The sequence below is a fragment of the Burkholderia sp. Bp9142 genome, from assembly GCF_003853415.1.
Classification (GTDB): domain Bacteria; phylum Pseudomonadota; class Gammaproteobacteria; order Burkholderiales; family Burkholderiaceae; genus Burkholderia.
Genome location: NZ_QTPP01000019.1, coordinates 86,902 through 110,898 on the forward strand (window position 1 = coordinate 86,902; position 23,997 = coordinate 110,898).

The window sequence follows — 23,997 nt, forward strand, 5'->3', positions numbered from 1 at the left end:
TTGCGCGAGCGCGTCGCGCGCCGCTTCCGACCACTCAATGACGTCGTTGCCGAACAAGGCCTTCCCCCAATGCAAGAACGCAGGTGCAGATCGCCGTCAGCACGATCGACAGCACGGCCGCCTGCGAGAAATCGGTTTGCCCGTCCGACAGCTTCAGATACATCAGCAGCGGCAGGATGTTGATCTGCGTGCCGGCCAGCGCGAGCGCCGTGCCGTAGGTGCCGAGCGCGATCGCCGTGACGAGGCACCATGCGGACGCGACCGACGGCCACAGTTCGCGCCACGCGACGTCGAGCCACGCGCGCCACGGCCGCGCGCCGAGCGTCAGCGCCGCCTCGAGCGGCCGCCGGTCGAGATTCGCGAGCGCCGGATAGATCATCAGCGCGACCCGCGGAATCAGGTAATACGCATAGGCGACCGCCAGCCCCGGCATCGTGTAGATCGCGCCGCCGAGCACGTTCGGGTCCGCGCCCAGCGACGCCGCCAGCGTCGTGACGAAGCCGGCGCGGCCGAACGCGAGGATGAAGCCGTACGCGATCACCAGCCCGGAGAACGCGAGCGGCACGCCGAGCAGCGCGAGCGTCCAGTGGCGACGGGCGGGCGACTGCCCGGCCAGCGCGAACGCGACCGGCACGCCCACGCCGACCGACAGCGTGCCGGCGCCGACCGCCAGCGCCAGCGACCGCGCGATCGCATCGGCGACGAGCGGGTCGCGCAGCACCGCGCCGAATGCGCGGCCGCCGTCCGTGAACGCCGAGCCGACGAGCGCGGCGAGCGGCAGCACGAAGCACACCGCCAGCAAACCCGCCGCCGGGGCCGCGCCGAAGCGGCGCAGCGCGCCGCGTTCCGCGAGGGAGGTCTGCATCGCGCGCCCCTTAGTTGCCGAGCGTCGCCTGCGACCAGAGCTGGTCGACCTCGGCCTTGCGCGTCGCCGCCTTCGCCACGTCGAGCGGGCGCACCTGCGGCGCCTTCGGCAGCTTCGCCGCGACGTCCGGCGCGACCGGCGTGCCGGGCACGGCCGGCCGCACGAAGCCCTGCGCGAACAGTGCCTGCCCGACGTCGCTCATCACCAGGTTGAGCCAGAGCTGCGCGGCGGACGGGTTCGGGCCGTTCTTCACGAGGCTCATCGCATACGGCGCCGACACGCTGCCGTCCTGCGGAATCACGACGTCGGCCGCATCGCCCATGCCGTCGACGTATTTCGCCTTCAGGCCGTCGTTCTCATAGCCGATCAGGATCGGAATCTCGCCCTTCACGAACTTCGCATACGGCGTCGTGCCCTCGACGCGCAGCACGTTGCCCGCGCTCTTGAGCTTGCCGAAGAATTCCGCGCCCGGTTTCGGATTCTCGACGCTGCCGCCATTCGCATACGCGGCCGCGAACACGGCGACCTGCCCCTGCCCGGTCGAACGCGGGTCGAGATAGACCACGGCGTTGCGATACTCCGGCTTCAGCAGGTCGGACCAGCGCTGCGGCACGTTCTTCACGAGCTTGCGGTTGACGAGGAACGCGATGTTCAGCGAGTGCACCGCGAACCAGCGGCCGTCCGTCGAGCGGAACACGTTGGGCAGCTTGTCGAAGTTGACCGGCTTGAACGGCGCGACGACGTCCTTGCTCTCGGCATCGAGCGCCGACGCGGCGAAGTAGTACGCGGTATCGGCCTGCGGACGGCGGCGCGACTTGTCGAGCGCGACCACGGTCGCGGCCGAGCCGATGTCGTTGTAGGTGAGCTCGACCTTCGGATAGCGCTTGCGGAACTCGGCGAACAGCGCCTTCCAGTTCGCCCATTCGGGGCCCGTGTCGAACGACACGACGAGCCCTTCGTCGGCGGCCTTCGCATACAGCGCGTCCTCGCCCGGATACAGCGGCGCGGCATGCGCCGGCGCGGCAGCCAGCGCCGCGAGCGCGCACAGCGCCAGCACGCCGGCACGCAGGGTCTTCACAAGGGGTTGGCCTGCAAGCATCGGAAATCTCCGTTGAATGAAAGGGGTCACTGCGCGGCCGGCGAAGCCGGCAGCACGAGCAGATGGCGCGGCTCGATCGCGATGCGGCGCGTAGCCGGCAAGCGGCCTTCGCACAGCAGCGGGTCGGCCGAGCCGGCGGGAATGAAGTCGTAACGTTGCGTCGCGCCGAAGTAGCGCACGTCGCCCGGGCTGCCGTCGATGCGGTTCACACCGTGCTCCGGCGGATCGGCCTCGACGTGCTCGGGCCGCACCAGCACCTCGATCGCGTCGCCCGGCCGGTGCGCGCCGGTCTCCACGCGCAGCGTCGCGAACCGCACGTCGACCGTGTCGTGCGCGATCACGCGACCGCGCAGCAGCGTCGAATGCCCGACGAAGCGCGCGACCTGCGCGGAAGCCGGGCGCTCGTACAGGTCGCGCGGGGTGCCCACCTGCAGCACGCGTCCGCCGTCGACGATCGCGACGCGGTCGGCCATGCTCAGCGCCTCGTCCTGGTCGTGCGTGACGAGCAGCGTCGTCGCGCCGCACGCGCGCTGCAGCGCGCGAATCTCGTCGCGCAGCTGATGGCGGATGCCGGCGTCGAGCGCCGCGAGCGGCTCGTCGAGCAGCAGCAGCTTCGGTTCGATCACGAGCGCGCGCGCCAGCGCGACGCGCTGCTGCTGCCCGCCGGACAGCATCGCGATGCCGCGCTCCGCATGCGCCGACAAGCCGACGCGCTCGAGCATCTCGTGCGCGCGCCGCCGCCTGGCATCGGCCGCGACGCCGCGCATCCTCAGCCCGTACGCGACGTTGTCGGCCACCGACAGGTTCGGAAACAGCGCGTAGTGCTGGAACACCATGCCCACCTCGCGCCGCCACACGGGCACGCCCGCCATGTCGTCGCCGCCGATTGCGATGCGGCCGCTGCCGCCGTCGAGCAGGCCGGCCGCGAGCCGCAGCAGCGTGGACTTGCCGGACCCGCTGCGGCCCATCACCGCGAGCAGTTCGCCTTGCGCGGCGGCCAGCGTGACGTCGTCGACGCCGTGACGCGCGCCCGGATACTGGAAACTGACGTGTTCGAATTCGAGACTCATGACGGACTCATTTCATACGTTGCACGGTGCCGACCGACACGAGCGTCGCGAGCACGGCGAGGACGAGCAGCACGACGGTGGCCGCGCACGCCATCCCCGACGCGCCGTAGAACGCCTGCAGCAGCACGATCGGATAGTTGCGGTAGCGAAAGCCGGCGATCAGGTTCGAGATCTGGAATTCGCCGATCGACAGCGCGGCCACCATCACGAGCCCGGAAAACAGGCTGTGCCGCAGGTTCGGCAGCACGATCGTGAAGAACTGGCGCAGCGGCGTCGCGCCGAGCGTCGCCGCGCAGGCCTCGAGGCGCGCGAGGCCCAGGTGGCGCAGATCGCTGAGCAGGGTCTGCAGCAGGTAGGGCAGCGTCAGCACCGCGTGCGCCGCGATCATCAGCGGCAGCGTGCCGAGCCACGGCAGCGTGTCGCCGCTGAAGATCGCGATGTAGCCGAAGCCGAGCGTCAGCGCGGGCACGGCCACCGGCATCAGCATCATGATGCGCGTCGCCATGCCGCGCCCGGCCTGTGCGCGGTGATGCAGCGCATAGGCAAGCGGCAGGCCGATCACCGCGTTGAGCGCGCAGCACGCCAGCGCCACCGTCAGGCTCACGCCGAAGGCGCGGGTGAAGCTGCGGTTCGCGGCCAGGTCGGCGAACCAGTGCCCGGTGAAGCCGGTGGGCAGCAGCGTGTTCGTCCACGACTGGCCCACCGAACCGACCAGCAGCAGCACGATCGGCAGCAGCAGGTAGAGCCCGAACACCGCGACGAGCGCCTGCAGCAACAGCCGGCCGATGCGCGGGCCCGCCGGTTTGTTACGACGAATCGGAACACCATCGGCCAGTGCCGGGGCGGTGGACGCAGGCATGGAAACACTCGCGGGAAAGAGACAAACACACCGCACAACGCCCGCCGGGCGGGGCTGTCACGCGTTTTCGGAATGGCGGCAGTGTGCGGCGTCGACATGGCATCGTCATGAAAAAAACGTACAAAGCCCGCATCGATCTGTGCGCAGAAGGAATAGCCGCGATGAAGCACCTGTATCCGAACGTCGCGGAACTGCACGCGTTCGCGAGTTCCGCGAAGTACCTGAACTTCTCCTACGCGGCCCGGGAACTGGGGTTGACGCCCAGCGCGGTCAGCCGGCAGATCGCGAATCTCGAGGCACTGTTCGGCGTGAAGCTGTTCGTGCGCGAGGGCCGCAGCCTCGTGCTCACGCGCGCCGGGCAGGTGTACCACGCACGCGTCGTCGGCCCGCTGCGCGAAATCGGCAACGCGTCGATCGAACTGCTGAGCGCACGCGAGAACAGCGACCTGCTGACGATCGCGAGCGTGCCGACGTTTACGACCAAGTGGCTCGTGCCGCGGCTCACACGCTTCCTGGCGGTCGCGCCGAGCGTCACGCTGAGCTTTCGCCGCCATCTCGCGCACGGCGACATCTTCCCGTTCGGGCTCGACGCGGCGATCCGCTACGGCGACGGCACATGGGAAGGCGTGCGCAGCGATTACCTGGACGGTCGAACCTTCGTGCCGGTCTGCTCGCACGAATTCGCGGAGCGGCATGCGCTGCGCACGCCCGCCGACACCGTGACGGCGCCGCGCCTCGTGCACGAGCAGGCGGAAATCGCGTGGTCCGCGTGGGCGGAACGCCATCGCGCCACGCAGATGAATGCGCTCGCCGGGCCGCGCTTCGAACAGTATTCGGTACTGATCCAGGCCGCACAGGCGGGGCTCGGGCTCGCGCTCGTGCCGCGCTTCCTGATCGCGGACAATCTCGCGGCCGGCACGCTCGTCGAGCCGTTCGACGCGCCCGTCGACGTCGACGCGCAGGGGCACTACCTGTGCTACGCGCCGGAGCGCCTCGAAACGAGCGAGGCGTTGCGGCACTTCAGGGAATGGATGCTGGACGAATGCGCGCCGGCCTGAGCCGGGCCGCCATCGTCATGAAGCGGGGCGCGCCGCCGCGCGTCCCGTGTGTGCCGGACACCGCCCCGGCGGCGGCATCCGGCAGGCGTCGTCAGCGCTCGATACCGAGCCCCGGCAGCACGCGCGTGTTCTCGGCCACCACCGCATGCAGCAGGCGCGGGTTCGCGCCGAGCAGCCCGAGGATCGTCGGTGCGACCTGCTTCGTACCGACCGTGTCGGTCACCGTGCGTGCGCGATGCAGGCCCGGATACGACACGAGCAGGCCGAGGTGGCTGTCGTCCGGCGCGTTGCCGCCGTGTTCCTCGTCCTTCTTCGTGCTCGACGTGTAGATCACCCCCGGATTCGGCTGGACGATGATGTCCGGCGTGCGGCCGTTGGCCGGATCGCCGAACCGGTCGGCCAGCGCCGCGCCGTAGAGGATCTCCGCCTGCGTACCGTCGGCGCAGATCCCCGGCGCGTTGCAGCCGAGGTTCGCCTTCAGCGTCTGCACCACGGCCGTGCGCTGGCTACGGTCGCGCAGCCAGATCAGGCCGACGTCGTCGGTCTGCACGAGGCCCGTGCCGACCAGGCCCGAACCGTCGTTCGGGTTGCCCGTCGTCGTGTTGTTCTGGCCGAAGTTGCCGTTCGGGTCGAGATAGTTGTTCGCTTCGAGCAGCTTGGTCAGCGTGTCGCCGTTCTTCACGAGCTTCGTGTGATCGGTCGGCGATTGACCATGCTTCGCCGTGACGATCACCGCCGTCGACGAATACAGGTTCGCCTGCTTCAGCGCCGCGACGACATGGCCGATCGAGTTGTCGACATACGTGATCGCGTTCGCGACCTGTCCGTTCGGCGTGAAGTTCGCATCCAGGTAGCCGCCGCCCTTCGTTACCAGCGCCTTCTGCGCGACGCTCAGCGTCTGGAAGTTCGCGCCGAACAGCGTCGGCACCGGTGCGCTCTTCGTGCCCGTCGAATCGCGGCCGTTGATCTGGTTGATCAGCGCCTGCACGTGCAGGTTGTCGAATTGCGCGGTATGCGAATACACGTCCGTATAGTTCGTGTTCGTCGCCGGGTCGATCGAGTTGATCTCGGTGCGCATCAGATCGTCGACGCCGGTGCCCGACGGGCCGTTCAGCCAGTCGTAGCCCCACGCGTGCTTGTCGGCCCACGCGGTATGCGCGTTCGGCACGCCGGCCTTGACGGCCTCGAACACCGTGTTGGTCTTCACGTAGTTGTGCGGGTACACCGGCACGCACTGGCCGTCGACCTTCGCGTGCGGAATCGCCTGCGGGTTGAATGCACCGCCGCCGTCGAGGTGCACGAGCGCGCCGCCGTTCTGCGCATCGATGCCGGTCGTCTCGTCGAACACCACGTTCCAGCCCTGCTTGCCCGTGCAGGTCGTGTCGCCCGGCGCGTACAGGTTGCGGTCGTACGACACGTCGTAGAACAGGCCGGCCGTCTTCGGCGAGCCGCCCGTCACGAGCGCCGCGAGGCCCGGGAACGAGTCCGACAGGCCGGGCGTGTACGCATTCGTGTACGTCACGCCGCTCTTCGCCAGCACCGCGATGTTCGGGCACGTGTTCGCGCCGATGCAGCGCGCGAGATCCTGCTCGTGCAGGCCGTCGACGCTGATCAGCAGCACGTGCTTCACGACGCGGTTCGCGCGGCCGTGATCCTCGCCCTGACTGTTGCCGTTCTGTTGCGCCGCGTGCGCACCCGCGCTTGCGAGCGCCAGCGCGCCCGCCACCATCGCCACCCACTTCCGCTGCTTACCAAGGAAAGACCTCATCACCCCACCTCATCGATTGACGTTGAACTGCGTGACTTGCCATCAGGCGCGCAAAATATCGCCGCGCCGTGGGGCGCTCGCATGAAGCGGGGCTTTCTGTTCTCTATCAAACGTAACCAATCGCAAGTGACATGAAGCGGTCGCAAAGCCAGGCGAACCGGCGCACGAAGCGACGCGTGCGCCCGGCGTCCGCACCGGGCCGGTGCACGGTGCGCGCCCTCGCCCGCCGCGCGATTTTTTTTCGGGTTGGCGCTCGACTATTGGCGTGTGATAAAGGGTTTTCCCTGACCCGGAGCACGAGTATGTCGACCCTGGAAGCTCTCCGGTTCGTGCTGGACGATGCACGCACCCCCGAAATCATTCGCCACCACGTCGTCGACGCGCTGCAGTACGCGGTGCGCAACTACGGGCCGGTATTCACCACGAAGGAAGTCGAATGGCTGACGCAGTGGGACGACGCGCGTCTGCCGCTGGCCGCGAGGAAGGAGCTGGACAAGCGCGAACCGGCGATCGCCGCGCGCTGAAGGAAAAAGCCGCCGCGCCCGGCTGGTGCGGACGCGGCGGCCGAGGATGACGCAACGGCTTACTGCAGGCCGAAGTCGACGCGCGTCGTCGCGCCCTTGTCCTCGATGCCCTTCGCATCGAGCTTCGGCGCCACGACGAACATGCGGCTCGAATCGATCTTGCCGTCGAGATACTGGCGCACGGCCTGCGCGCGCTGCTGCGCGAGCGTGCGCAGCGCGTTGTCGTCGGCCGGCGCGTGATCGGCGAGCGCCTTCTTCATGTCCGCATCGGGCAGCGACTTCTGCAGGCCGATCAGGTTGCGCGGCTTCTTGAAGTCGGCGGCCTTGTACGCACGCGCCAGGTACTTGCCGTACTCGGCCGGATCGACCTTCACCGACATCGGATCGATGCTCTCGCCCTGCCCGACCACGTCCTTCAGCTTCTGCTGGCGAACCAGCCGATCGACGTACGCGTCGCGCAGCCCCGGCGTGTCCTTCGCCGGATCGACGCGGCCGATCAGGTCGAGCCGGATCGACGGCTTCTCGGTCAGCATCTTCACGACGGTGTCGAGCTTCTTCTGCTGCGCATCGTCCAGCTGGTACGAGCCCGGCGCGAACTCGACGTAGCCGAGCTCCTCGCCGCCGCTGCCGCCGAACGCATTCGCGAGCAGCGTGAACGGCGACGTGACGGCCTTCGCGATCAGGTTCAGCACCGCGCGCCAGATCAGCCCGCCGATGCTGAACTCCGGGTTCGACAGCGAGCCCGACACCGGCAGGTTCACGTCGATCTGGCCGCGCGTGTTCTTCAGGAGCGAGATCGCGAGTTTCACCGGCAGCTTGGTCGCCGTGTCGTTGTCGACGTGATCGCCGAACGTGAGCTGGTCGATGAAGATGTGATTGTTGGCCGACAGCTGGTCGTTCGCGAGCTGGTAGTGCAGGTCGACGTTGAGCTTGCCCTTCGTGATCGGGTAGCCGGCGTACTTCGCCGAGTACGGCGTCAGGTTGGTCAGCTCGATGTCGTGCGCGGTCGCCGTCAGGTCCAGCGCCGGCTTCTCGATCAGCGGGTTCACCGAGCCCTTGATCGAGATCGGCCCGTTGCCCGCGAGGTTCGCGGCGACGTCGACCGGCGCGGACGTCGTCGAGTCCGTGCCGAACGCGCCGACCGTCCCCTTGATCGCGACCAGGTTCGCCGTGTAGTTCGGCTTGATGAAGTTGTCGGTGTAGGTCACGCGGCCGTTCTGCAGCACCAGCTGGCCGAAATGCATGCGCACCGGATTCTGCGGCGGCGGCGCGGCCTTCACGACGACCGTCGCCGATGCGGCGGCCGGCGCGGACGCCTGCTGCACCGCCGCGGCCGATGCGGCGGCCGGCGGCGTCACGCCCGGCGACAGCGGCACGGGTTCGCTCTTGCTCGCGTCGCGCGTCAGCGACTGCGCGGGGCCCGTCTCCTTCGCGACGACGTCCTTCAGGTTCAGACGCCCTTGCGCGTCGAGCAGCACGCGGCCGTAGAAGTTCGAGAACGTCACGCCCGCGGCGTCGACGTCGGTGCCCTTCTCGTCGTAGTTCACCTTCAGGTTCGACAGCGCGAGCGAGCGCCAGCCGGCAAACGGGTCGGACGTCGCCTTGTCGAGCATCCGCACGTCGACCAGCGCGACATCGCCGCGATAGGTCGCACGCGGTGTGTCCTTTACCTGCGCGAACGTCAGGTTGCCTTGCGCGTTGAGCAGTGCGCTCGCGATGGTCGCGTTCAGCGCGCTGCCGAAGTACGGCTCGAACGCGGCCGCGTCGAGGCGGTTGCCGTTGATCTTCAGGCCGAGCTTCAGCGGCTGCGCGGTCACGTCGCCCGACACGTTCAGCGATCCCTTGCGGTTCAGCGTCGCCTTCAGCTGCACCGGCAGCGGCTTCGTCATGTCGTCGCTGATCTTCTGCACCGACAGGTCGAGCGGCTTGATCGCGAGCTTCACCGGGCGCGGCGTCGACAGGTCCGTGAAGTTCGCGGACGAGTCCTTCACGTTCAGCGCGTCGATCCGGTAATGCCACGACGGCGCGGCCGCCTCGGCCTTGCGCGCGACCGTGCGCCTGGGCACCGCCGCCTGCGCGGGTTCGGCCAGCGTCGCGAGGTCGATCTTGCCGTCCTTCAGGCGGTTCACGTCGAGCGCGAGCCCGGTCGCGTCGACGCTCGCGATCTCCGCGGTGCGCGCGGCGACGTCGACCTTCGAAATCTTCGCGCTCGCGTCGGGCAGCACGATCGCGGGCGCCTTCGCGTCCGGCGTCGCGAGCTTCAGCGACTTCAGGCTCACCGTGCTGTCGGCGACCTGCGCGTCGAGCGGCGTCTTGCCCCAGTCGGCCTTCGCGTTGACGCTCGCGCCGAGCGTGCCGTCGAGCACGCGCGCACGGGTCGCCTCGCCGAGATACGGCTGCAGCGCCGGCAGCGCGAGCGCGTCGACCGTCAGCTTCGTGTCGGCCTGCTTCGCCGCCAGGCTGAACGCGCCTTCGGCCTTCACGTCGCCGCCGCGCGACAGCGACGTCGACAGCGTGTACTTCGCGGGCGTCCTGCCCTGCAGCGTGAAGCCGTCGAGCGTCGCGGCGAGCTTCGTGAGCGACATCGCGGTCGGCGTCGCCGGCACGCGGTCGTCGACGTTGATCGTGCCGCCGTCGATCGCGAAATGACGGATCGTCAGGTCGAGCGGCGGCGCCTTCTTCGCGGCGGCATCGGCCTTCGCGCCGCTCGCGGCGGCAGCGGCGCTCGCGGCGGTCGCGGCCACGGTCGATGCGGCGGCGCCCGACGCAGCCGGCTCGCCCGCGTCAGCCTTCGGCGCGGCAGCCGGCTGGCCGGCGAGCTTCTCGACGTTCAGCACGCCCTGCTTGTCGCGCGACAGGTCGACGACCGGCTGGTCGAGCCGGATCTCGTCGAAATGCAGCACGTTGCGCAGCGGCTCGAGGCCGGCGGCCGCGACGTGCACGCCGCGCGCGGCGAACAGCGGCTCGGCGGCCCGGCCGGTGACCTTCGCGTCGTTCAGGTCGACGGTGCCCGACACGCGCAGCGCGGGCGTGTCGCCGCTCATCACGAAGTTCAGCGTGAGGTCGCTGCTCAGGAGGCCGCTCGTGACGATCACCGGCAGCTTCGCCGGCGCGTACGAAATCAGCTTCGGCACGTCGAGCCGGTCGAACTTCAGCGCGACTTCCGACTCGCGCGACTGCGCGAACGGCTTCGTCTTGCCGTCGATCGCGACCGGGCTGCCGTCGACCCGCGCGCGCAGCTTCGGCTGCACGAAGATGTCGGTCTTCGACGGCAGCGTCGCGATGAACGGAATGCCGAGCGTCCAGTTGTCGATCACGTGCTTTTCGTTCAGCAGGCGGTCGTCGAAGTCGATCCGGCCGTCGTTGACCTGGATGTTCGATACGGAGAAATGCGTCGGCTTGCTTTCGGGCTTCGACGGTGTCGAGAACTTCTCGATCAGGTCGGTGAAGTTGAAGCGCTGCGCGTCGTAGCGGACGACATGGAAGCGCGGCGAGTCGACGCGCACTTCGTTGACGATCGGCGCGCCACGGAACAGCGACGACCACGACGGCCGCACGACGAGCTTGCCGATGTCGATGAAGTCGCCCTGGCCGCCGCGCTCGCCGACGTGCACGCCGTCGGCCTCGAGGTTCAGCGTGTACGGGTTCAGCGCGATGCGCTGGACCGTGGACGGCCGGCCGAGCTGCTGGCTCAGCTGCTGTTCGGCGACGTGGCGGATCAGCGGCGGCGCCGCGAAGAACCCGAGCAGTCCGAACAAAACGAGGAAGATCAGCACGCCGAGGCCGATACGCCGGGTCCGGCGCGAGCGCGCGATGCCGCCAAGGGCATGGAGGGTCGAGGGTACGGTTTCTTTGTCTGCGCTTGCCATGCTTGAATGCCTCGGGATTGGATGCCGGGCCGCACCGGAAAACCGGCACGGCCGTGCACGCTATCCCGAAAGTATAGGCTCAGGGGGTGACGGAACGGCGTTCGGGCGCGGAGCGCCGCGCCCGCGGATCGGACAGCGGCGGCGCCGGTCCGTTCATTTCCGGACGACGACGGGCGGCATCCACGCGCCGTCGCTCGCTTGCGGCTTCGGGGCGTAGAGCCGCAGCGCGAGCGCGAAATCGGCGCGCGGCGCCGGCAGCCAGTTGGCCGCATGCGTGCCGCCCGGCGACGCCGACACGACCACGTCGATCGAGCCGTCCTGGTTGCGGCGCAGCCGGTCGCGGTCGCCGAGCGAGCGGCGCGTCGAGCCGACGTCGGGCAGCGCGCCGTTCGTCGCATACGGCGTGAGCGTCCAGAACCCGCGCACCGGCGGCAAGGCACCCGGCGCGAAATGCAGCACGTAGCGGTTCGCGCCGTTCAGCGGATGGCCGTCGCTGTCGACGCGTACGAGTGCGAGCGTCTCGTCGTCGCGCGTCGCGGTGCCGAACTGCGTATAGGCCGCGTACGCGCGCAGCGCGTAGTCCTGGCCGTACTTGCCGGCCGTGTCGCCGATCCAGCTCCAGCCGTTCGCGTTCAGCAGGTTCGGCGGCGGCGCCGCGAGCCGCGCGCGCGCTTCGGCGACGCCGGCCGTTGCGGCGCTCAGGCGATCGCCCGTCCACGGCACCGGGTAACCGGCCGACACGCCGATATCGTTCAGCAGTTCCTGCGCATGCGCGTCGTCGGCGGGTGGCGGGTTGTCCTGCAGCGCCTGCGCGAAGCGCGTGAAGAACGCCTTCGGGTCGAGCGCCGCGACCTGCTCGGCCGGCGTGCCGCCGCTCGCGGCTTCCGACGGCGCGCTGCCCGCATGGACCGCGACCGACGCGCCGCGCGCGCTGCCCGTATGGACGGACAACGGCACCACGCGGATCGCCCGCTGCAGTTTCTTCACGTTCGTGAGGTCGCGACCGCCGCTCGTCTGCAGCCGCACTTCGAGCCACGCGTTGGCCGACGGCACGTCGATACGCAACGCGCCCTTCGGCAGCGTGCCCTGCCAGTCCTTCGCGGCAAAGGCAATCGTTTGCGATCGCGCGGCGCCGTGAGCAACGCGCGCCGTCACGCTCGACGACGACCACAGCACGTTCGTCCACATGTCGAGCGCGCGGGCATCCCAGTAGCGCCCGCGGGTGTCCGGCAGCGTGACGATCACCGGCTCCGCGCCGACGTCGAGCCAGCCGGCCGAGTCGAGCGTGTCGACGCCCGGCAGCGGCGGGTTGAGCGCGCCGACGGGCGGCAGCGCCTGCGCATGACGCAGCGTGTTGAGCGGCGCCTGGCCCGGCTGCGCGCCGTCGCCGCCCGTCGCGGCTTCCTTCGCGACGTCCATCAGCACGAGCGGATATGCATACACATAGGAATCGGCCACTTCGGCGCGCATCCAGCCGGTTTTCCGCTGGATCGCGTCCGGTTGCGACGCGCATCCCGCCAGCAGCGCCGCCATGACCAGCGACGCGCCTGCCGCGCGCCGCAGAGAAATTGATTCTCGTTGGTTTTCAATCATTGAGTACTGGCCGAATATCGTTCTTGTCAGTCATCGCCTTGTTCGACTCACGATCGGCGAAAGCAAGGCACCCCAGCCTGCCCAACCGCCGTTCGCTGGGCGGGCGCTGATGTCAGGCCGGTATCATAGCGCCTAAGGGCATCCCCCAATATGCCGAATAACGGGTGGAGCGCTAGCCGGACTGCCGTCAGCCAGGACTTTCCTTGATCCGGCCCCCTATCGAGAGCAGCCCGCCGACTGCACGTACCGGCATGACCGGCGAGAATACGTCGGCCGTCGGCGCGATCCTGCAACGCATCGCCCCCTTGACCTTCCCATGATGGGAATGTTGATACTGGAGTCATTCGCGGCACGAACCGCGCCTTTGGGGAATCCGATATGACTGAATCACTCGCGTCCGCGGGCGTGCAAACGATCGAACTGACCGTCGACGGCATGCATTGCGGCGGCTGCACGGGCCGCGTGCAGCGTGCGCTGGCCGCCGTGCCGGGCGTCGTCGAGGCCGCGGTCGATCTCGACGCGCATGCGGCGACGGTGACCGCGCAGGACACGGTCGAGCCCGTGCAGCTCGTCGACGCAATCGGCGCGGCCGGCTATCGCGCGGCCGTGCGCGAAGCGGCGTTCGAAGCCGTTGCAGCCGCGCATGCGGAGCACGCGCCACGCGCCGAAACGCTGCCCGCAACGCCGGCGGCACTGCCCGCGACCGCGACCACGATCGAACTCGATATCGACGGCATGACCTGCGCGTCGTGCGTGTCGCGCGTCGAAAAGGCACTGGCGAAGGTGCAGGGCGTCACGCGCGCTTCCGTCAACCTCGCGACCGAACGCGCGACGGTCGACGCCGCGGCGGACGTTTCCGCGTCGCAACTGGTGGACGCCGTGCACCAAGCCGGCTATGCCGCGACACCGGTCGCAGCGACGCCACCGGCCGCCTCCGCTGAATCGGCCGCTTCCGCCGATCTCGAATTCGACATCGGCGGGATGACGTGCGCGTCCTGCGCCGGCCGCGTCGAAAAAGCGCTGGCCGCGGTGCCGGGCGTCGCGCGCGCATCGGTCAATCTCGCGACCGAGCGCGCGTCGGTGCATGGCGCCGGCGCGCTCGACGCCGCCACGCTGATCGCGGCGGTCACGACGGCCGGCTACCGCGCATCGCTCGCCGCCGCGCCGGATGCCGGCGCCGCCGGTGCCGCCGAAGCCCGCGCCGCCGACGCGGCGCAAACCCCCGACGCCCGCAAGCGCCGCGAAGCGATCCGCGAGCGCAATCTGGTGATCGGCTCGGCCGTGCTGAGCGCGCCGCTCGTCGTGCCGATGCTCGTCGCGCCGTTCGGCATCGACGCGATGCTGCCCGGGTGGCTGCAGCTCGTGCTCGCATCGATCGTCCAGTTCGGCTTCGGCGCGCGCTTCTACCGCGCCGCCTGGCATGCGGTGAAGGCGCGCACCGGCAACATGGACCTGCTCGTCGCGCTCGGTACGTCGGCCGCGTTTGGCCTGAGCCTGTGGATGCTGCTGCGCGACCCCGCCCATCCGGGCCACCTGTATTTCGAGGCATCGGCCGTCATCATCACGCTGGTGCGCTTCGGCAAATGGCTCGAAGCACGCGCGAAACGCCAGACCACCGAGGCGATCCGCGCGCTGAACGCGCTGCGCCCCGACCGCGCGCGCGTCGTCGAGCACGGCGTCGAACGCGACGTGCCGCTCGCGCAGGTGCGCGTCGGCACGACCGTCAGCATCCGTCCCGGCGAGCGCGTGCCCGTCGACGGGCGGATCGTGTCGGGCCGCTCGCACGTCGACGAATCGCTGATCACCGGCGAAAGCCTGCCGGTACCGAAGGACGACGGCGATCCGGTCACGGCCAGCTCGATCAACGGCGAAGGCGCGCTCGTCGTCGAAACCACCGCGATCGGCGCGGAGACGACGCTCGCGCGCATCATCCGCCTCGTCGAATCCGCGCAGGCGGAAAAGGCGCCGATCCAGCGGCTCGTCGATCGCGTGAGCGAAGTGTTCGTGCCGGTGATCCTCGGCATTGCGATGCTGACGCTGATCGGCTGGCTGATCGCCGGCGCCGGCACCGAAACGGCGATCCTCAACGCGGTCGCGGTGCTCGTCATCGCATGCCCGTGCGCGCTCGGCCTCGCGACGCCCGCCGCGATCATGGCCGGCACCGGCGTCGCGGCGCGCCACGGCGTGCTGATCAAGGACGCGCAGGCACTCGAACTCGCGCAGCGCGCCACCGTGATCGCGTTCGACAAGACCGGCACGCTGACCGAAGGCAAGCCGTCCGTAACGGCGTTCGACGCGGTCGGCATCCCGCGTGAGCAAGCGCTCACGCTCGCGGCCGCGGTCCAGCGGCAAAGCGATCACCCGCTCGCGCGCGCCGTGGTTGCCGCGCACGAGGCGGACGTCGTGGCCCGCGGCGGCGCCGCAGGCTCGGCCGAGGCCGTCGCCGCCGACGCGCGCGCGGTGGCCGGACGCGGCGTCGAGGCGCGCGTCGCCGGGCAGTTGCTCGCGCTCGGCAGCACCCGCTGGCGCGACGAGCTCGGCATCGTCGTGCCGCCCGAGCTCGACGCGCGTGCCGCGGAACTCGAACGCGCGGGCAACACGATTTCGTGGCTGATGCGCGCCGATGCACCGCGTGCGCTGCTCGCGCTGATCGCGTTCGGCGACACCGTGAAGCCCGGCGCGCGCGACGCGGTCGCCGCACTGTCGGCGCGCGGCGTCGCGAGCGTACTCGTGACGGGCGACAACCGCGGCAGCGCGGCGGCCGTCGCGGCGTCGCTCGGGATCAGTGAAGTGCATGCGCAGGTGCTGCCCGACGACAAGGCGCGCGTGGTGGCCGAACTGAAGCGCACGCACGGCGGGATCGTCGCGATGGTCGGCGACGGCATCAACGACGCGCCCGCGCTCGCCGCGGCCGACGTCGGCATCGCGATGGCGACCGGCACCGACGTCGCGATGCATACGGCCGGCATCACGCTGATGCGCGGCGATCCGGCGCTCGTCGCGGATGCGATCGACATCTCGAAGCGGACCTACCGGAAGATCCAGCAGAACCTGTTCTGGGCGTTCGTCTACAACCTGATCGGCGTGCCGCTCGCGGCGCTCGGCTGGCTGAACCCGGTGATCGCGGGGGCGGCGATGGCGTTCTCCAGCGTCAGCGTCGTGACGAACGCGTTGCTGCTGCGCAGATGGAAAGGCCGCGCACGCTGATGCGGGCCGCGACGAGCGGGTCGCGACGAGCGCCGGACCGTCCGATGGCCGTCCGGCGCTCGTCGCGCATGGAATGGGGAAAGTGCGGCGCCAGCCGACCTGCGGGCGCGGGTTGCATGCCCTGCGTCGGGACAGGTAACCGGAAAAAAGCCGCGGAAACAGCCATGCACGTCACCGGCACGCACACAAACGGACGGGGTCAGCCCGGGACGACCGGCTTGATCAGCGTCGTCGTGATCGGCGCGAAGCCGCAGGCCCGATACAGCGCACGTGCGGCCGTGTTGTGATTGAACACCGACAATCCGATTTCGGTGACGCCATGACGGCGTGCCTCTGCCTCGAGCGCATCGAGCGTGCGCGTGGCCCAACCCTGGCGGCGCCGGGACGGGACGATCTCGAGGTCGTAGATGAACAGCGTGCGGTTCGGCCCTTCGGGCACGATCGCGTACCAGAGGTCGCCGACCGTGTCGCCGCTGGCGGCGTCGATCAGCTGGACGAGTGTCTGGCCGGAGGTGAGCAGGCCGTCGGGCAGCAGCGTATCGAAGCAGGCGCGGGCGCGGCCCGCCGCGTCGCCGGACTCGTTCTGCCCGGATGACACGAGATCGCGCGCGTAGCCGTCAATGGCGCGCGTGCGGTATGCGTGGAATTCGCCGGCCGTCATCGGCCGCATCTGCAGCATGGCCCGGGTGTCGCGAGGGAAGTCGAACTTCCAGTGTAGCGGGACGGCCGCACCGGCGCGCGAGGCGGCGGTGGAAAACGGGCAGGCAGTTGCGGCGGGCGCCGCGCAGAATCAGCGAATCAGCGAATCAGCGAATCAGCGAATCAGCGACGATACAGGACGATCGGCACGAGATTCGCACGACGCACGCGCTCGGCTTCGGCGTGACGCGCGGCGTACGAGTATTCGGCGTCGAGCGGCAGGTGCGGGGAGACGAACAGGTCGTCGATCTTTTGCAGCAGGGCGAAAATGAAGCTCATGTGAGACTCCTGACAGATGGCGCTAGGGTTTTCCCTTAGATTGACTCCATTCTAAGGGTTTTCCCTGAACTCTGCCAGCTCCCCGCATCCGTTTGCCGCACCCGCGCCACCGCCGACGGACAGACCGTCATCACCCGCCTTGTCAGGCCTTGGTTTGCAGGTAGGGTCGGAAGATTCAGTGCGTTCGACGCGCGCGCCTTGTGGCTGCCGCCTCACGGTTCGCGTTGCGCTGAAGCCGGTCGACCTGCGACAGCATTGCTTCGTGGTGTTCCGCGAGTGTCATCAGCGTTGCCTGCTGCGTCGACAGATCCGCGGCCAGCCGGTCGATCCGCTGTTGCCGGGCTTCCAGATCCTGCTTCAGGTTCGCGATCTGCCGCGTTTGCAGCACCAGCGCGACGAGTCCCGCGAACACGACGGCCGCCAGCGCCAGCAGCAGCCGGTTGACGCGGCGCATCTCGCGATCGGCCGCCTGCTTGATGCCGGCCGTCTCGGCCTGCAGCGTGGCAAGCCGATCCGACAGCGGACGTAGATGGGTGTCGGGATCGAAGGCCGGCGCGGCCGGTTGCACGCGATCCGCCGACGGCTTCGTCACGAACGACGCCGCGGACGCCACCGGCGGCACGACCGGCGAGGCCGACGCCGCGGTTGCTCGCGCAGCGTCGCGAGGACTCGCGGCGATCGCGGCAATCGCGGCAACCGCGGGCTCGGCCGGTTCGGCCGTCGCCTGCGGTTCAGCGGATGGTGCGGTATGCGCCGGAGGCGATTCCGGCTCGGCGCCGACAGCCGCCGCTTCCGGCACGCTGCGCACCGCTGCCGCTTCGCGTGCGCCGGCGGCCGCACGTCGCTTGCCGCCGGAGGATGCGCGACGCCCCTTCGTGGTCTCGCCTGGCGTCCGCGCGGCTTCGGCGTGCCCGACGGGCGCGGCGGCATCATCGGACTGTCGCACGTCGGCGAGCTTCGCTGCGTCGGCATCGCGCGCGGCATCGGCATCGGCATCGGCATCGGCATCGACCGTCTCACCGTTTTCATGTGTCGATGCCGCCCCTGTCGTCGTCGCGACGTCGAGCGTGTGCTCCGCCACACCGGCAGCGTCGCCGGGGGCGGTGAATCCGTCCAGTGTCGCCTGCCGGCCGGCGTCCTCGCCGTCCGGCACCGTCTCGCCGTCCGCCACCGCGTCGTCGCGCGCAACGGCCGGCGCACGCGCCGCCGGCTCGAGCACCGGATCGCCGAACAGGTCGAGCGTGCGTTCGTCCCGCGGCGCATCGCCGCCCGCCGTGTTGCCGGGCCGCGCGGTTGCCTTGGCGGCGGTGTCTGCCGCGGCCGCGATGGCGCGCGGGCGAGAACGGGCCGACGAGCGGTCGGAGCGGGAACGGGAGCGAGGTGGGGAAACGGATTCGGTCATGGAGTCGGATGACAGGCCCGCGAGCGCGGAATCGGAGGTCGAACGGAATCAGTGACGGCCATTGTCGCATGACCGATCGCCGATCCGGCCGATCGGATGCCGTCCACGCGTCGCCCGACAACCGGTTGCGTTCCACGAACCGCGTCACGCACGACAGCCCGCACAGCTTGTCGCCGATCGCACGGCATTCGAGATCCGACACGCGGCCGAGCGCGATGCGCACCTCGTCGTGCCCGCGCCGAGGAAACCGATGCCCGACAGCACCTGCGCGGCGATCCGCGACGGATCGAGCACGATGTGATCGCGGCTGCCGAGCACATCGGCAAAACCGAACGCCGATACGCTCATGACGAGCGTCGAGCCGACACCGACCGGCATGGGCGTGCGCAGGCCGGCCGCCCATGCAAGGCGCTCGCGCTCGAAGCCGATGACGCTGCCGAGCGCCGCCGCGAGAACCAGCCGCATCGCGAGTGCCTGGTTGCCGAGCGTCGCATTTGTGTCCTGTTTTGAGGACGGCGCGCGGAATGGTTTATCCTTGGCCCCGGCCGCGCCGCTCCGGGCCGCGCCGACTCAATTCGATCCAAGCGTTCATTCCCGCCATGTCCGTTCCCGATTCCGCTTCCGCCCAGGCCGCCCGATTGCGCGACCATTTTGCGCACGTCATCTTGCCGATCTGGCAGGGTTCAGGGTTCGACCGCACGCTGCGGCTGCCGTTCGAGGCCGTCGATCCGGCCACCCATGCACCGCTGCCCGTCACCCGTTATCGCGCCATGGCGTGTGCGCGGCAACTGTTCGTGTTCGCGCAGGCCGGCAACACCGCGCACGCCGCCACGCTGTTCGAGTCGCTGTGCAGCCGCTTCCGCGACCCGCGCCACGGCGGCTGGTTCTACAGCGTCGACGCGCAAGGCGCGCCGCTCGACACGAGCAAGGACCTGTACACGCACGCGTTCGTCGTGTTCGCGTGCGCCGCATGGCATGCGGCGTCGGGTGACGCCGCCGCGCGCACGGTCGCCGAGGACACCGCCGCACTGATCCAGGACCGCTTCGCGCCGCAGCCGGGTGACGCGCTGCTCGACGCCGCGCGTCACGCCGATTTCTCGTCGTCGGGCAGCGGCGCGCTGCAGAACCCGCTGATGCACCTGACCGAAGCATGGCTCGCGGCCGCCGATGCGTTCGGCGACGCGGCGTTCGACGATGCGCTCGCGCGCACCGCGCAGGCCGTCGAACGCACGTTCGTCGATCCGGCGACCGGCTGCGTCGCCGAGCTGCCGCTCGGGGCGGCCGACAACCGCTTCGAGCCCGGCCACCAGTTCGAATGGTTCTATCTGGTCGACGCGGCCGGTGCTCGGCTCGCGCAGACCGGGCTCCCCGACGCGCTCGCGCGCGCGTTCGCATTCGCCGAACAGCACGGCATCGATCCACAGACGGGCGCCGTGTGCGCGGCGGTCGACGCGCAAGGCACATGCATCGACGGCACGCAGCGGATCTGGGCGCAGACCGAATACCTGCGCGCGCTCGCGACGCACGGCGGCACGCCGGCCTCCGCGCCGCTCGCGCAGCAGATCGAGCGCTTCGCCGCGCGCTTCCTGCATCCGCGCGGCTGGTTCGAGTGCAAGACGGCCGACGGGCATGTGTCGCGCGCCGACATGCCGTCGACGACGCCCTACCACCTCGCGACCGCTTACGCGGCGCTGCCCGCCGTGTCGTAACCGGCGCCGGCAAACGACGACGCCGCGCGCTCATCGCGAACACCGCGAGCCGCGCGCGCGTCGCCCAGCTCGAAGACCGACACCGCCTGCATCAGGTGCGCGGTCTGGTCGTTCAGCGACGCGGCGGCCGCCGCGACCTCCTCCACCAGCGCCGCGTTCTGCTGCGTCAGCTGGTCCATCTGCGTGACGGCCTGGTTCACCTGCTCGATGCCGACGCTCTGCTCGACCGACGCGGCCGTGATCTCCGACATCGTCTGCACGACGCGCGTGATCGATGCCGATACCGTCCGCATCGCGTCGCCGGCACGCTCGACGAGTTCCGAGCCGCCGTCGATCTGCGCGACCGACGCCTCGATCAGCGCCTTGATCTCCTTCGCCGATTGCGCGCTGCGCTGCGCGAGCGAGCGCACTTCGCCCGCGACCACCGCGAAGCCGCGGCCCTGCTCGCCGGCCCGCGCGGCCTCGACCGCCGCGTTCAACGCGAGGATGTTGGTCTGGAATGCGATGCCGTCGATCACCGAAATGATCTCCGCGATCCGCCCGGAGCTCTGCGCGATGCCGCGCATCCGGTCGATCACGCTGTCGACCACGCCGCCGCCGTGGCGCGTCGCGTCGAGCGCCGCGTCGGCCAGTGCGCTGGCCGCACGCGCGCTGTCGGTGTTCTGGCGCACCGTCGCGGTCAGTTCCTCCATGCTCGCGGCGGTTTCCTCGAGCGACGCGGCCTGCGTGCCCGTGCGCGCGGACAGGTCCGCGTTGCCGCCGGCGATCTCGCCCGCGCCGAGGTGGATCGCGTCGGACGCTTGACGCACGGTACGCACGGTGTCCGCGATGCTCGCCTGCATCGCGGCGAGGCCGCGCAGCATCCGGTCGATCTCGAACACGCCGCCCGCCCGCACGGCTTCGTCGAGCCGGCCATGAGCGATCCGCTCGAAATGGCGGCCGGCGTCGTCCAGCGGCGCAACCACCGCGCGCCGCGCGGCCGCGTAGATGGCCGCGCTCGCCGCGAGCATCGCCACCAGCAGCACGATGCCGACCCACTTGAACCACTGGATCCCGCCGTCGATCGTGTCGAGCGCGGCGCGGCTCGACGCGCCGCCGTAGTCGGCGAAGCGGTGCAGTTCGGCCAGGTACGCATCCTGGAAGCCTTGTGTCGGCTGGTCGAGGAACGCCTGGATGTTGTCGGCGTCGAGGAACTGCACGAGTTCGCCGAGCGCGCCGCGCAGCGCGCGATAGCGCTCGGCGAGCGCCGCGACGCGCGCGCGGTTCGTTGCATCGACGGCCCGCGCGGCCGTCAGCGCGCCGAACGCCTTGTCCGCTTCGGCGAGCGAAGCGCTGGCGTGGCGGATGATCTCGTCGGGCTTCGGGCCGCCGCGCACCATCCGCGTGCCGGCACGCGACAGGTTCACGCGTGCGTCGAGCAGCCGCTCGGTCGCCTGGCTGGCTGCGTCGACCTGCGCGATCGCGACGTTCGACAGGTCGTCGACGCCGCTGCGCGTCGACGCGAGCGCCCAGAAGCCGAGCGCCTCGATCGCGAACAGAAAGAGGCAAAACACGGTCAACACGCCGAGCAGACCCGACGCGAGCTTGATTTTTCCGAACATGGGGGGAGATTCCTGGAGAGCCGACGATGGAGCAATGCCCCGGCATTAGCGGCATTTCTTCGTCGGACTTTAGGCTTCCGGCCTGGGCATCTCCGTCATTACCGCCGAATCGCCCGCAAACGAGCACAACTCGCGCGCTCGGCGCAATAATCGCGTCGCATCGCGCCAGCAATTGCGCGAAATGCGGACGAATTTCCTTGCTTATCCGCAGCCCCCTTCCTAGAGTTCAGCGCAAGCGGACACGGATTGCGAGGCAGTCGATGACGGACATCACGGACCACGCGCGCGGCGCATTGCGCGCGCAACCGTTCAGCATGCTGCTGGGCACGGAGCTGATGCATATCGGCGACAACGAGGTGTCGCTGTGCCTGCCCGTGCGGGAAGAACTGCGGCAGCAGCACGGCTTCGTGCACGGCGGCGTGATCGGCTATCTCGCCGACAACGCGCTGACGTTCGCCGGCGCGCTCGTGCTCGGCCCGCGCGTCATCACCGCCGAATACAAGATCAACTACCTGCGGCCGGCCGTGAACGGCACGCTCGTCGCGCGCGCGAAGGTTGTCTACGCGGGCCGGCACCAGGCGACCTGCCAGTGTCATGTGTTCGTCATCGACGGCGATCACGAGCGGCTCGTCGCGATCGCGCAAGGCACGATCAATCGGGTCGGCGACGGCAAGATGCCGGACGCGCCGGAGGAAACGGCGTGAGAACGGTTCGCCGCCGATCTGCTTCGGCGAGCCTTATTCCTTGTCCTGAACCGAAAATTGAAATGGAACGTCCGGACGCATGAATCGAAGCCGAATGTCGTTCAGGACGGGGACGAAGCGTCTCTTTTCAAAAGCGTAGTACGACATGAGAAGGCCAATGCGAGACGCCTGCGCATCGTCCAGCAGATAGCTGTTCTTCGGAAAGGCAAGCTTCCCGTCCTGTGTTGCCAATACAGCCCGACAGGACGAAAGCAGGCTGGGCAAATGAAGGAACGTCACGCGCTTTTTCGCCGCAAACGGATTGATCAGCAGGTAAATCTGCCGGTGGCGGTTCGCTTCGCCCGACCCGCTGCCGCTTCCTTCCACGCAGAGAGCGGACGGGCGATGGCGCATGCCTTGGGCAAAAAATACGCTGGCGCTGCCAGGGTAAATTTCAACTGGATGCTCACCCGGGAAAGTCGTGGCATTCGAAAAGCGATGGATTTTTCCGCCAATCGCGATGCGGTTCCCCGCCAGTTCGACGTGTACGGTCTTCCCGTCCGACTCGACGCTGAAATCTCCGTAGATATCCCCGCCTCGATCGGAATATAAAACGCTTGCGTCGTGCTCGATCGGGCCGCCAAACGCCGCACGCGATTGGGCTGCATAGAACGCGTCATAGCTGCCGTAGGTCGTCGAGCCATGGGCGCTGCTTGCGAAGGCCGCCAGGATAGCCGCCCACATCACTGCAGATTTCATCGGTATGCCTTTCCCCCGCTCGCTTTCGGGTCGTCGGGATCGTGCGTCCAGGATACCGTGCTACCGTGCGCGGCCGTCGACACCCATACCGAGTTGTAGCGCCCGCGTTCACCACCGTCGACGATTTTCCCAGTTCTCCTATGACGGATTTTCCATCGAACGATGACCTCACGCCGCTTCTCCGGTACGCTGAAAATGTTGTCTGACGGGGAGCCCCATTTGAAGCGGTCACGTACCTTGGGATGGTTGCCTCTATTGATAAGGATTGCCATACGAAAAATTGACTTGCGATTCATCGTCGTGACATGTATTTGTAGCTGGCGGAGACGCGTGGACTCCCCCATTTCGTCGATCGCATGTCCGAACACGAGCGATGCAACATCGCCCGCAAGCGACGGCAGCACGCGCGCCGGGCGTCGTCCGGTCTATCGCTTCATCGCGGCAAGATAGACGGCATCTCGATCACGGCGACCGACTGCGACGACCAGTACGATCACTTCCGTATCGCGCACTTCGTAGACGAGTCGGTAGCCGACGCTGCGCAGCTTGATCTTGTAACGGTCCGGATGGCCATGCAGCTTGGCCGACGGAATGCGGGGATTCTCGAGCCGCTCGGCCAGTCGGGATTTGAACTGATCGCGGATGGTGCGATCAAGCTTCTTCCACTCTCTCAACGCAGGCTCGAGAAAGGCAAGTTCAAAGGTCATTCAGACCGACCTTGACGACCTTGTCTTTCGCACGCGCATTGGCGAGCGCATTGTCTTCGATATCTTCGAGACGTTCGACCATCGCTTCCCACGTCTTCGCCGGGATGCAATAGAACGCGGGCTCGTTGTGATTCAGAATCGCAACCGGAAAGCCCTCGCCCGCCGCTACGGTTCCCATCGGGTTGCGCTTCAGTTCCGAAACGCTCGCGGTAATACTGGCCAGGATGGTGTGAGGCATATCGGACT

Annotated in this window: 19 protein-coding genes and 1 pseudogene; 5 read left to right on the forward strand and 15 right to left on the reverse strand. The window is 68.9% G+C overall.

All coding sequences use genetic code 11. The features are described 5' to 3' along the window. Positions 1–34 precede the first annotated feature (34 nt). Genes DIE22_RS21295 through DIE22_RS21310 form a run of 4 tightly spaced genes read right to left on the reverse strand, consistent with a single transcriptional unit; the run spans position 35 to position 3,893 of the window. A complete protein-coding gene (locus tag DIE22_RS21295; RefSeq protein WP_124497278.1) occupies positions 35–865 on the reverse strand; it encodes an ABC transporter permease in 831 nt (276 codons plus the stop codon). Between the two features lie 10 nt (positions 866–875). After that, positions 876–1,964, reverse strand: coding sequence for an extracellular solute-binding protein (locus tag DIE22_RS21300; RefSeq protein WP_124606043.1), 1,089 nt, complete (start codon positions 1,962–1,964; stop codon positions 876–878). 26 nt (positions 1,965–1,990) lie between these two features. Next, on the reverse strand, positions 1,991–3,034 hold the full coding sequence (locus DIE22_RS21305; protein WP_124497280.1) for an ABC transporter ATP-binding protein: 1,044 nt from the start codon (positions 3,032–3,034) through the stop codon (positions 1,991–1,993). Positions 3,035–3,041: 7 nt separating this feature from the next. Beyond that, positions 3,042–3,893: an ABC transporter permease gene (locus DIE22_RS21310; RefSeq protein ID WP_124497281.1), complete on the reverse strand. Its 852-nt coding sequence runs from the start codon at positions 3,891–3,893 to the stop codon at positions 3,042–3,044. 161 nt (positions 3,894–4,054) lie between these two features. Between DIE22_RS21310 and DIE22_RS21315 the strand changes: the two genes are divergently transcribed. Next, on the forward strand, positions 4,055–4,951 hold the full coding sequence (locus DIE22_RS21315) for a LysR substrate-binding domain-containing protein (protein ID WP_124606044.1): 897 nt from the start codon (positions 4,055–4,057) through the stop codon (positions 4,949–4,951). A gap of 91 nt (positions 4,952–5,042) precedes the next feature. Here the strand turns inward: DIE22_RS21315 and DIE22_RS21320 are convergent, their stop codons facing one another. Further along, on the reverse strand, positions 5,043–6,719 hold the full coding sequence (locus tag DIE22_RS21320; protein WP_124606045.1) for an alkaline phosphatase family protein: 1,677 nt from the start codon (positions 6,717–6,719) through the stop codon (positions 5,043–5,045). 302 nt (positions 6,720–7,021) lie between these two features. Between DIE22_RS21320 and DIE22_RS21330 the strand changes: the two genes are divergently transcribed. Further along, positions 7,022–7,243 (forward strand): hypothetical protein, encoded by a 222-nt coding sequence (locus DIE22_RS21330; RefSeq protein ID WP_124497284.1) that lies wholly within the window; start codon positions 7,022–7,024, stop codon positions 7,241–7,243. A 59-nt stretch (positions 7,244–7,302) separates the two neighbouring features. On the opposite strand, the gene DIE22_RS21335 is transcribed toward DIE22_RS21330, so the two are convergent. Together DIE22_RS21335 and DIE22_RS21340 are read right to left on the reverse strand one after the other, a co-directional pair. Then, complete coding sequence (locus DIE22_RS21335) at positions 7,303–11,112, reverse strand: DUF748 domain-containing protein (RefSeq protein WP_124606046.1); 3,810 nt, start codon at positions 11,110–11,112, stop codon at positions 7,303–7,305. Between the two features lie 153 nt (positions 11,113–11,265). Next, the gene (locus DIE22_RS21340) at positions 11,266–12,705 is read right to left on the reverse strand and encodes a DUF1254 domain-containing protein (protein WP_124497286.1); all 1,440 of its coding nucleotides are present in this window, start codon (positions 12,703–12,705) and stop codon (positions 11,266–11,268) included. Positions 12,706–13,083: 378 nt separating this feature from the next. Here DIE22_RS21340 and DIE22_RS21345 point away from each other — a divergent pair, with 378 nt between their 5' ends. Then, positions 13,084–15,912, forward strand: coding sequence for a heavy metal translocating P-type ATPase (locus DIE22_RS21345; protein ID WP_124606047.1), 2,829 nt, complete (start codon positions 13,084–13,086; stop codon positions 15,910–15,912). Between the two features lie 199 nt (positions 15,913–16,111). On the opposite strand, the gene DIE22_RS21350 is transcribed toward DIE22_RS21345, so the two are convergent. The 4 genes and pseudogenes from DIE22_RS21350 to DIE22_RS21360 all read right to left on the reverse strand — a co-directional run. Then, positions 16,112–16,591 (reverse strand): N-acetyltransferase, encoded by a 480-nt coding sequence (locus tag DIE22_RS21350; RefSeq protein WP_124497288.1) that lies wholly within the window; start codon positions 16,589–16,591, stop codon positions 16,112–16,114. A 143-nt stretch (positions 16,592–16,734) separates the two neighbouring features. Next, complete coding sequence (locus DIE22_RS38295; protein ID WP_011548928.1) at positions 16,735–16,890, reverse strand: hypothetical protein; 156 nt, start codon at positions 16,888–16,890, stop codon at positions 16,735–16,737. Between the two features lie 175 nt (positions 16,891–17,065). Beyond that, a complete protein-coding gene (locus tag DIE22_RS21355) occupies positions 17,066–18,292 on the reverse strand; it encodes a flagellar hook-length control protein FliK (RefSeq protein ID WP_124606048.1) in 1,227 nt (408 codons plus the stop codon). Between the two features lie 156 nt (positions 18,293–18,448). Next, positions 18,449–18,757: pseudogene (locus tag DIE22_RS21360) on the reverse strand (MgtC/SapB family protein); the annotation flags it as partial. Between the two features lie 134 nt (positions 18,758–18,891). Between DIE22_RS21360 and DIE22_RS21365 the strand changes: the two are divergent. Continuing rightward, on the forward strand, positions 18,892–20,001 hold the full coding sequence (locus tag DIE22_RS21365) for an AGE family epimerase/isomerase (protein WP_124606049.1): 1,110 nt from the start codon (positions 18,892–18,894) through the stop codon (positions 19,999–20,001). Here DIE22_RS21365 and DIE22_RS21370 read toward each other — a convergent pair. Beyond that, positions 19,974–21,602, reverse strand: coding sequence for a methyl-accepting chemotaxis protein (locus DIE22_RS21370; RefSeq protein ID WP_124606050.1), 1,629 nt, complete (start codon positions 21,600–21,602; stop codon positions 19,974–19,976). The genes DIE22_RS21365 and DIE22_RS21370 overlap by 28 nt on opposite strands. A gap of 260 nt (positions 21,603–21,862) precedes the next feature. Here DIE22_RS21370 and DIE22_RS21375 point away from each other — a divergent pair, with 260 nt between their 5' ends. Beyond that, on the forward strand, positions 21,863–22,306 hold the full coding sequence (locus DIE22_RS21375; protein WP_059467287.1) for a PaaI family thioesterase: 444 nt from the start codon (positions 21,863–21,865) through the stop codon (positions 22,304–22,306). 33 nt (positions 22,307–22,339) lie between these two features. Here DIE22_RS21375 and DIE22_RS21380 read toward each other — a convergent pair whose 3' ends face one another. The 3 genes from DIE22_RS21380 to DIE22_RS21395 form a co-directional block, all read right to left on the reverse strand. Further along, positions 22,340–23,044, reverse strand: coding sequence for a hypothetical protein (locus DIE22_RS21380; protein WP_124606051.1), 705 nt, complete (start codon positions 23,042–23,044; stop codon positions 22,340–22,342). 425 nt (positions 23,045–23,469) lie between these two features. Next, positions 23,470–23,751, reverse strand: coding sequence for a type II toxin-antitoxin system RelE family toxin (locus DIE22_RS21390; protein ID WP_124606052.1), 282 nt, complete (start codon positions 23,749–23,751; stop codon positions 23,470–23,472). Continuing rightward, positions 23,741–23,989, reverse strand: a complete 249-nt coding sequence (locus tag DIE22_RS21395; protein ID WP_124497294.1) for a type II toxin-antitoxin system Phd/YefM family antitoxin — start codon at positions 23,987–23,989, stop codon at positions 23,741–23,743. The genes DIE22_RS21390 and DIE22_RS21395 overlap by 11 nt, the downstream gene beginning before the upstream one ends. Between the last annotated feature and the right edge of the window lie 8 nt (positions 23,990–23,997).

Bases quoted from the DNA above. Each gene is read 5' to 3' on its own strand.
- DIE22_RS21350 (WP_124497288.1), bottom strand. From the start codon at position 16,591: ATGCTGCAGATGCGGCCGATGACGGCCGGCGAATTCCACGCATACCGC.
- DIE22_RS21390 (WP_124606052.1), bottom strand. From the start codon at position 23,751: ATGACCTTTGAACTTGCCTTTCTCGAGCCTGCGTTGAGAGAGTGGAAG.
- DIE22_RS21375 (WP_059467287.1), top strand. From the start codon at position 21,863: ATGACGGACATCACGGACCACGCGCGCGGCGCATTGCGCGCGCAACCG.
- DIE22_RS21310 (WP_124497281.1), bottom strand. From the start codon at position 3,893: ATGCCTGCGTCCACCGCCCCGGCACTGGCCGATGGTGTTCCGATTCGT.
- DIE22_RS21300 (WP_124606043.1), bottom strand. From the start codon at position 1,964: ATGCTTGCAGGCCAACCCCTTGTGAAGACCCTGCGTGCCGGCGTGCTG.
- DIE22_RS38295 (WP_011548928.1), bottom strand. From the start codon at position 16,890: ATGAGCTTCATTTTCGCCCTGCTGCAAAAGATCGACGACCTGTTCGTC.
- DIE22_RS21365 (WP_124606049.1), top strand. From the start codon at position 18,892: ATGTCCGTTCCCGATTCCGCTTCCGCCCAGGCCGCCCGATTGCGCGAC.
- DIE22_RS21305 (WP_124497280.1), bottom strand. From the start codon at position 3,034: ATGAGTCTCGAATTCGAACACGTCAGTTTCCAGTATCCGGGCGCGCGT.
- DIE22_RS21315 (WP_124606044.1), top strand. From the start codon at position 4,055: ATGAAGCACCTGTATCCGAACGTCGCGGAACTGCACGCGTTCGCGAGT.
- DIE22_RS21335 (WP_124606046.1), bottom strand. From the start codon at position 11,112: ATGGCAAGCGCAGACAAAGAAACCGTACCCTCGACCCTCCATGCCCTT.
- DIE22_RS21345 (WP_124606047.1), top strand. From the start codon at position 13,084: ATGACTGAATCACTCGCGTCCGCGGGCGTGCAAACGATCGAACTGACC.
- DIE22_RS21330 (WP_124497284.1), top strand. From the start codon at position 7,022: ATGTCGACCCTGGAAGCTCTCCGGTTCGTGCTGGACGATGCACGCACC.
- DIE22_RS21395 (WP_124497294.1), bottom strand. From the start codon at position 23,989: ATGCCTCACACCATCCTGGCCAGTATTACCGCGAGCGTTTCGGAACTG.
- DIE22_RS21320 (WP_124606045.1), bottom strand. From the start codon at position 6,719: ATGAGGTCTTTCCTTGGTAAGCAGCGGAAGTGGGTGGCGATGGTGGCG.
- DIE22_RS21340 (WP_124497286.1), bottom strand. From the start codon at position 12,705: ATGATTGAAAACCAACGAGAATCAATTTCTCTGCGGCGCGCGGCAGGC.
- DIE22_RS21370 (WP_124606050.1), bottom strand. From the start codon at position 21,602: ATGTTCGGAAAAATCAAGCTCGCGTCGGGTCTGCTCGGCGTGTTGACC.
- DIE22_RS21295 (WP_124497278.1), bottom strand. From the start codon at position 865: ATGCAGACCTCCCTCGCGGAACGCGGCGCGCTGCGCCGCTTCGGCGCG.
- DIE22_RS21380 (WP_124606051.1), bottom strand. From the start codon at position 23,044: ATGAAATCTGCAGTGATGTGGGCGGCTATCCTGGCGGCCTTCGCAAGC.
- DIE22_RS21355 (WP_124606048.1), bottom strand. From the start codon at position 18,292: ATGACCGAATCCGTTTCCCCACCTCGCTCCCGTTCCCGCTCCGACCGC.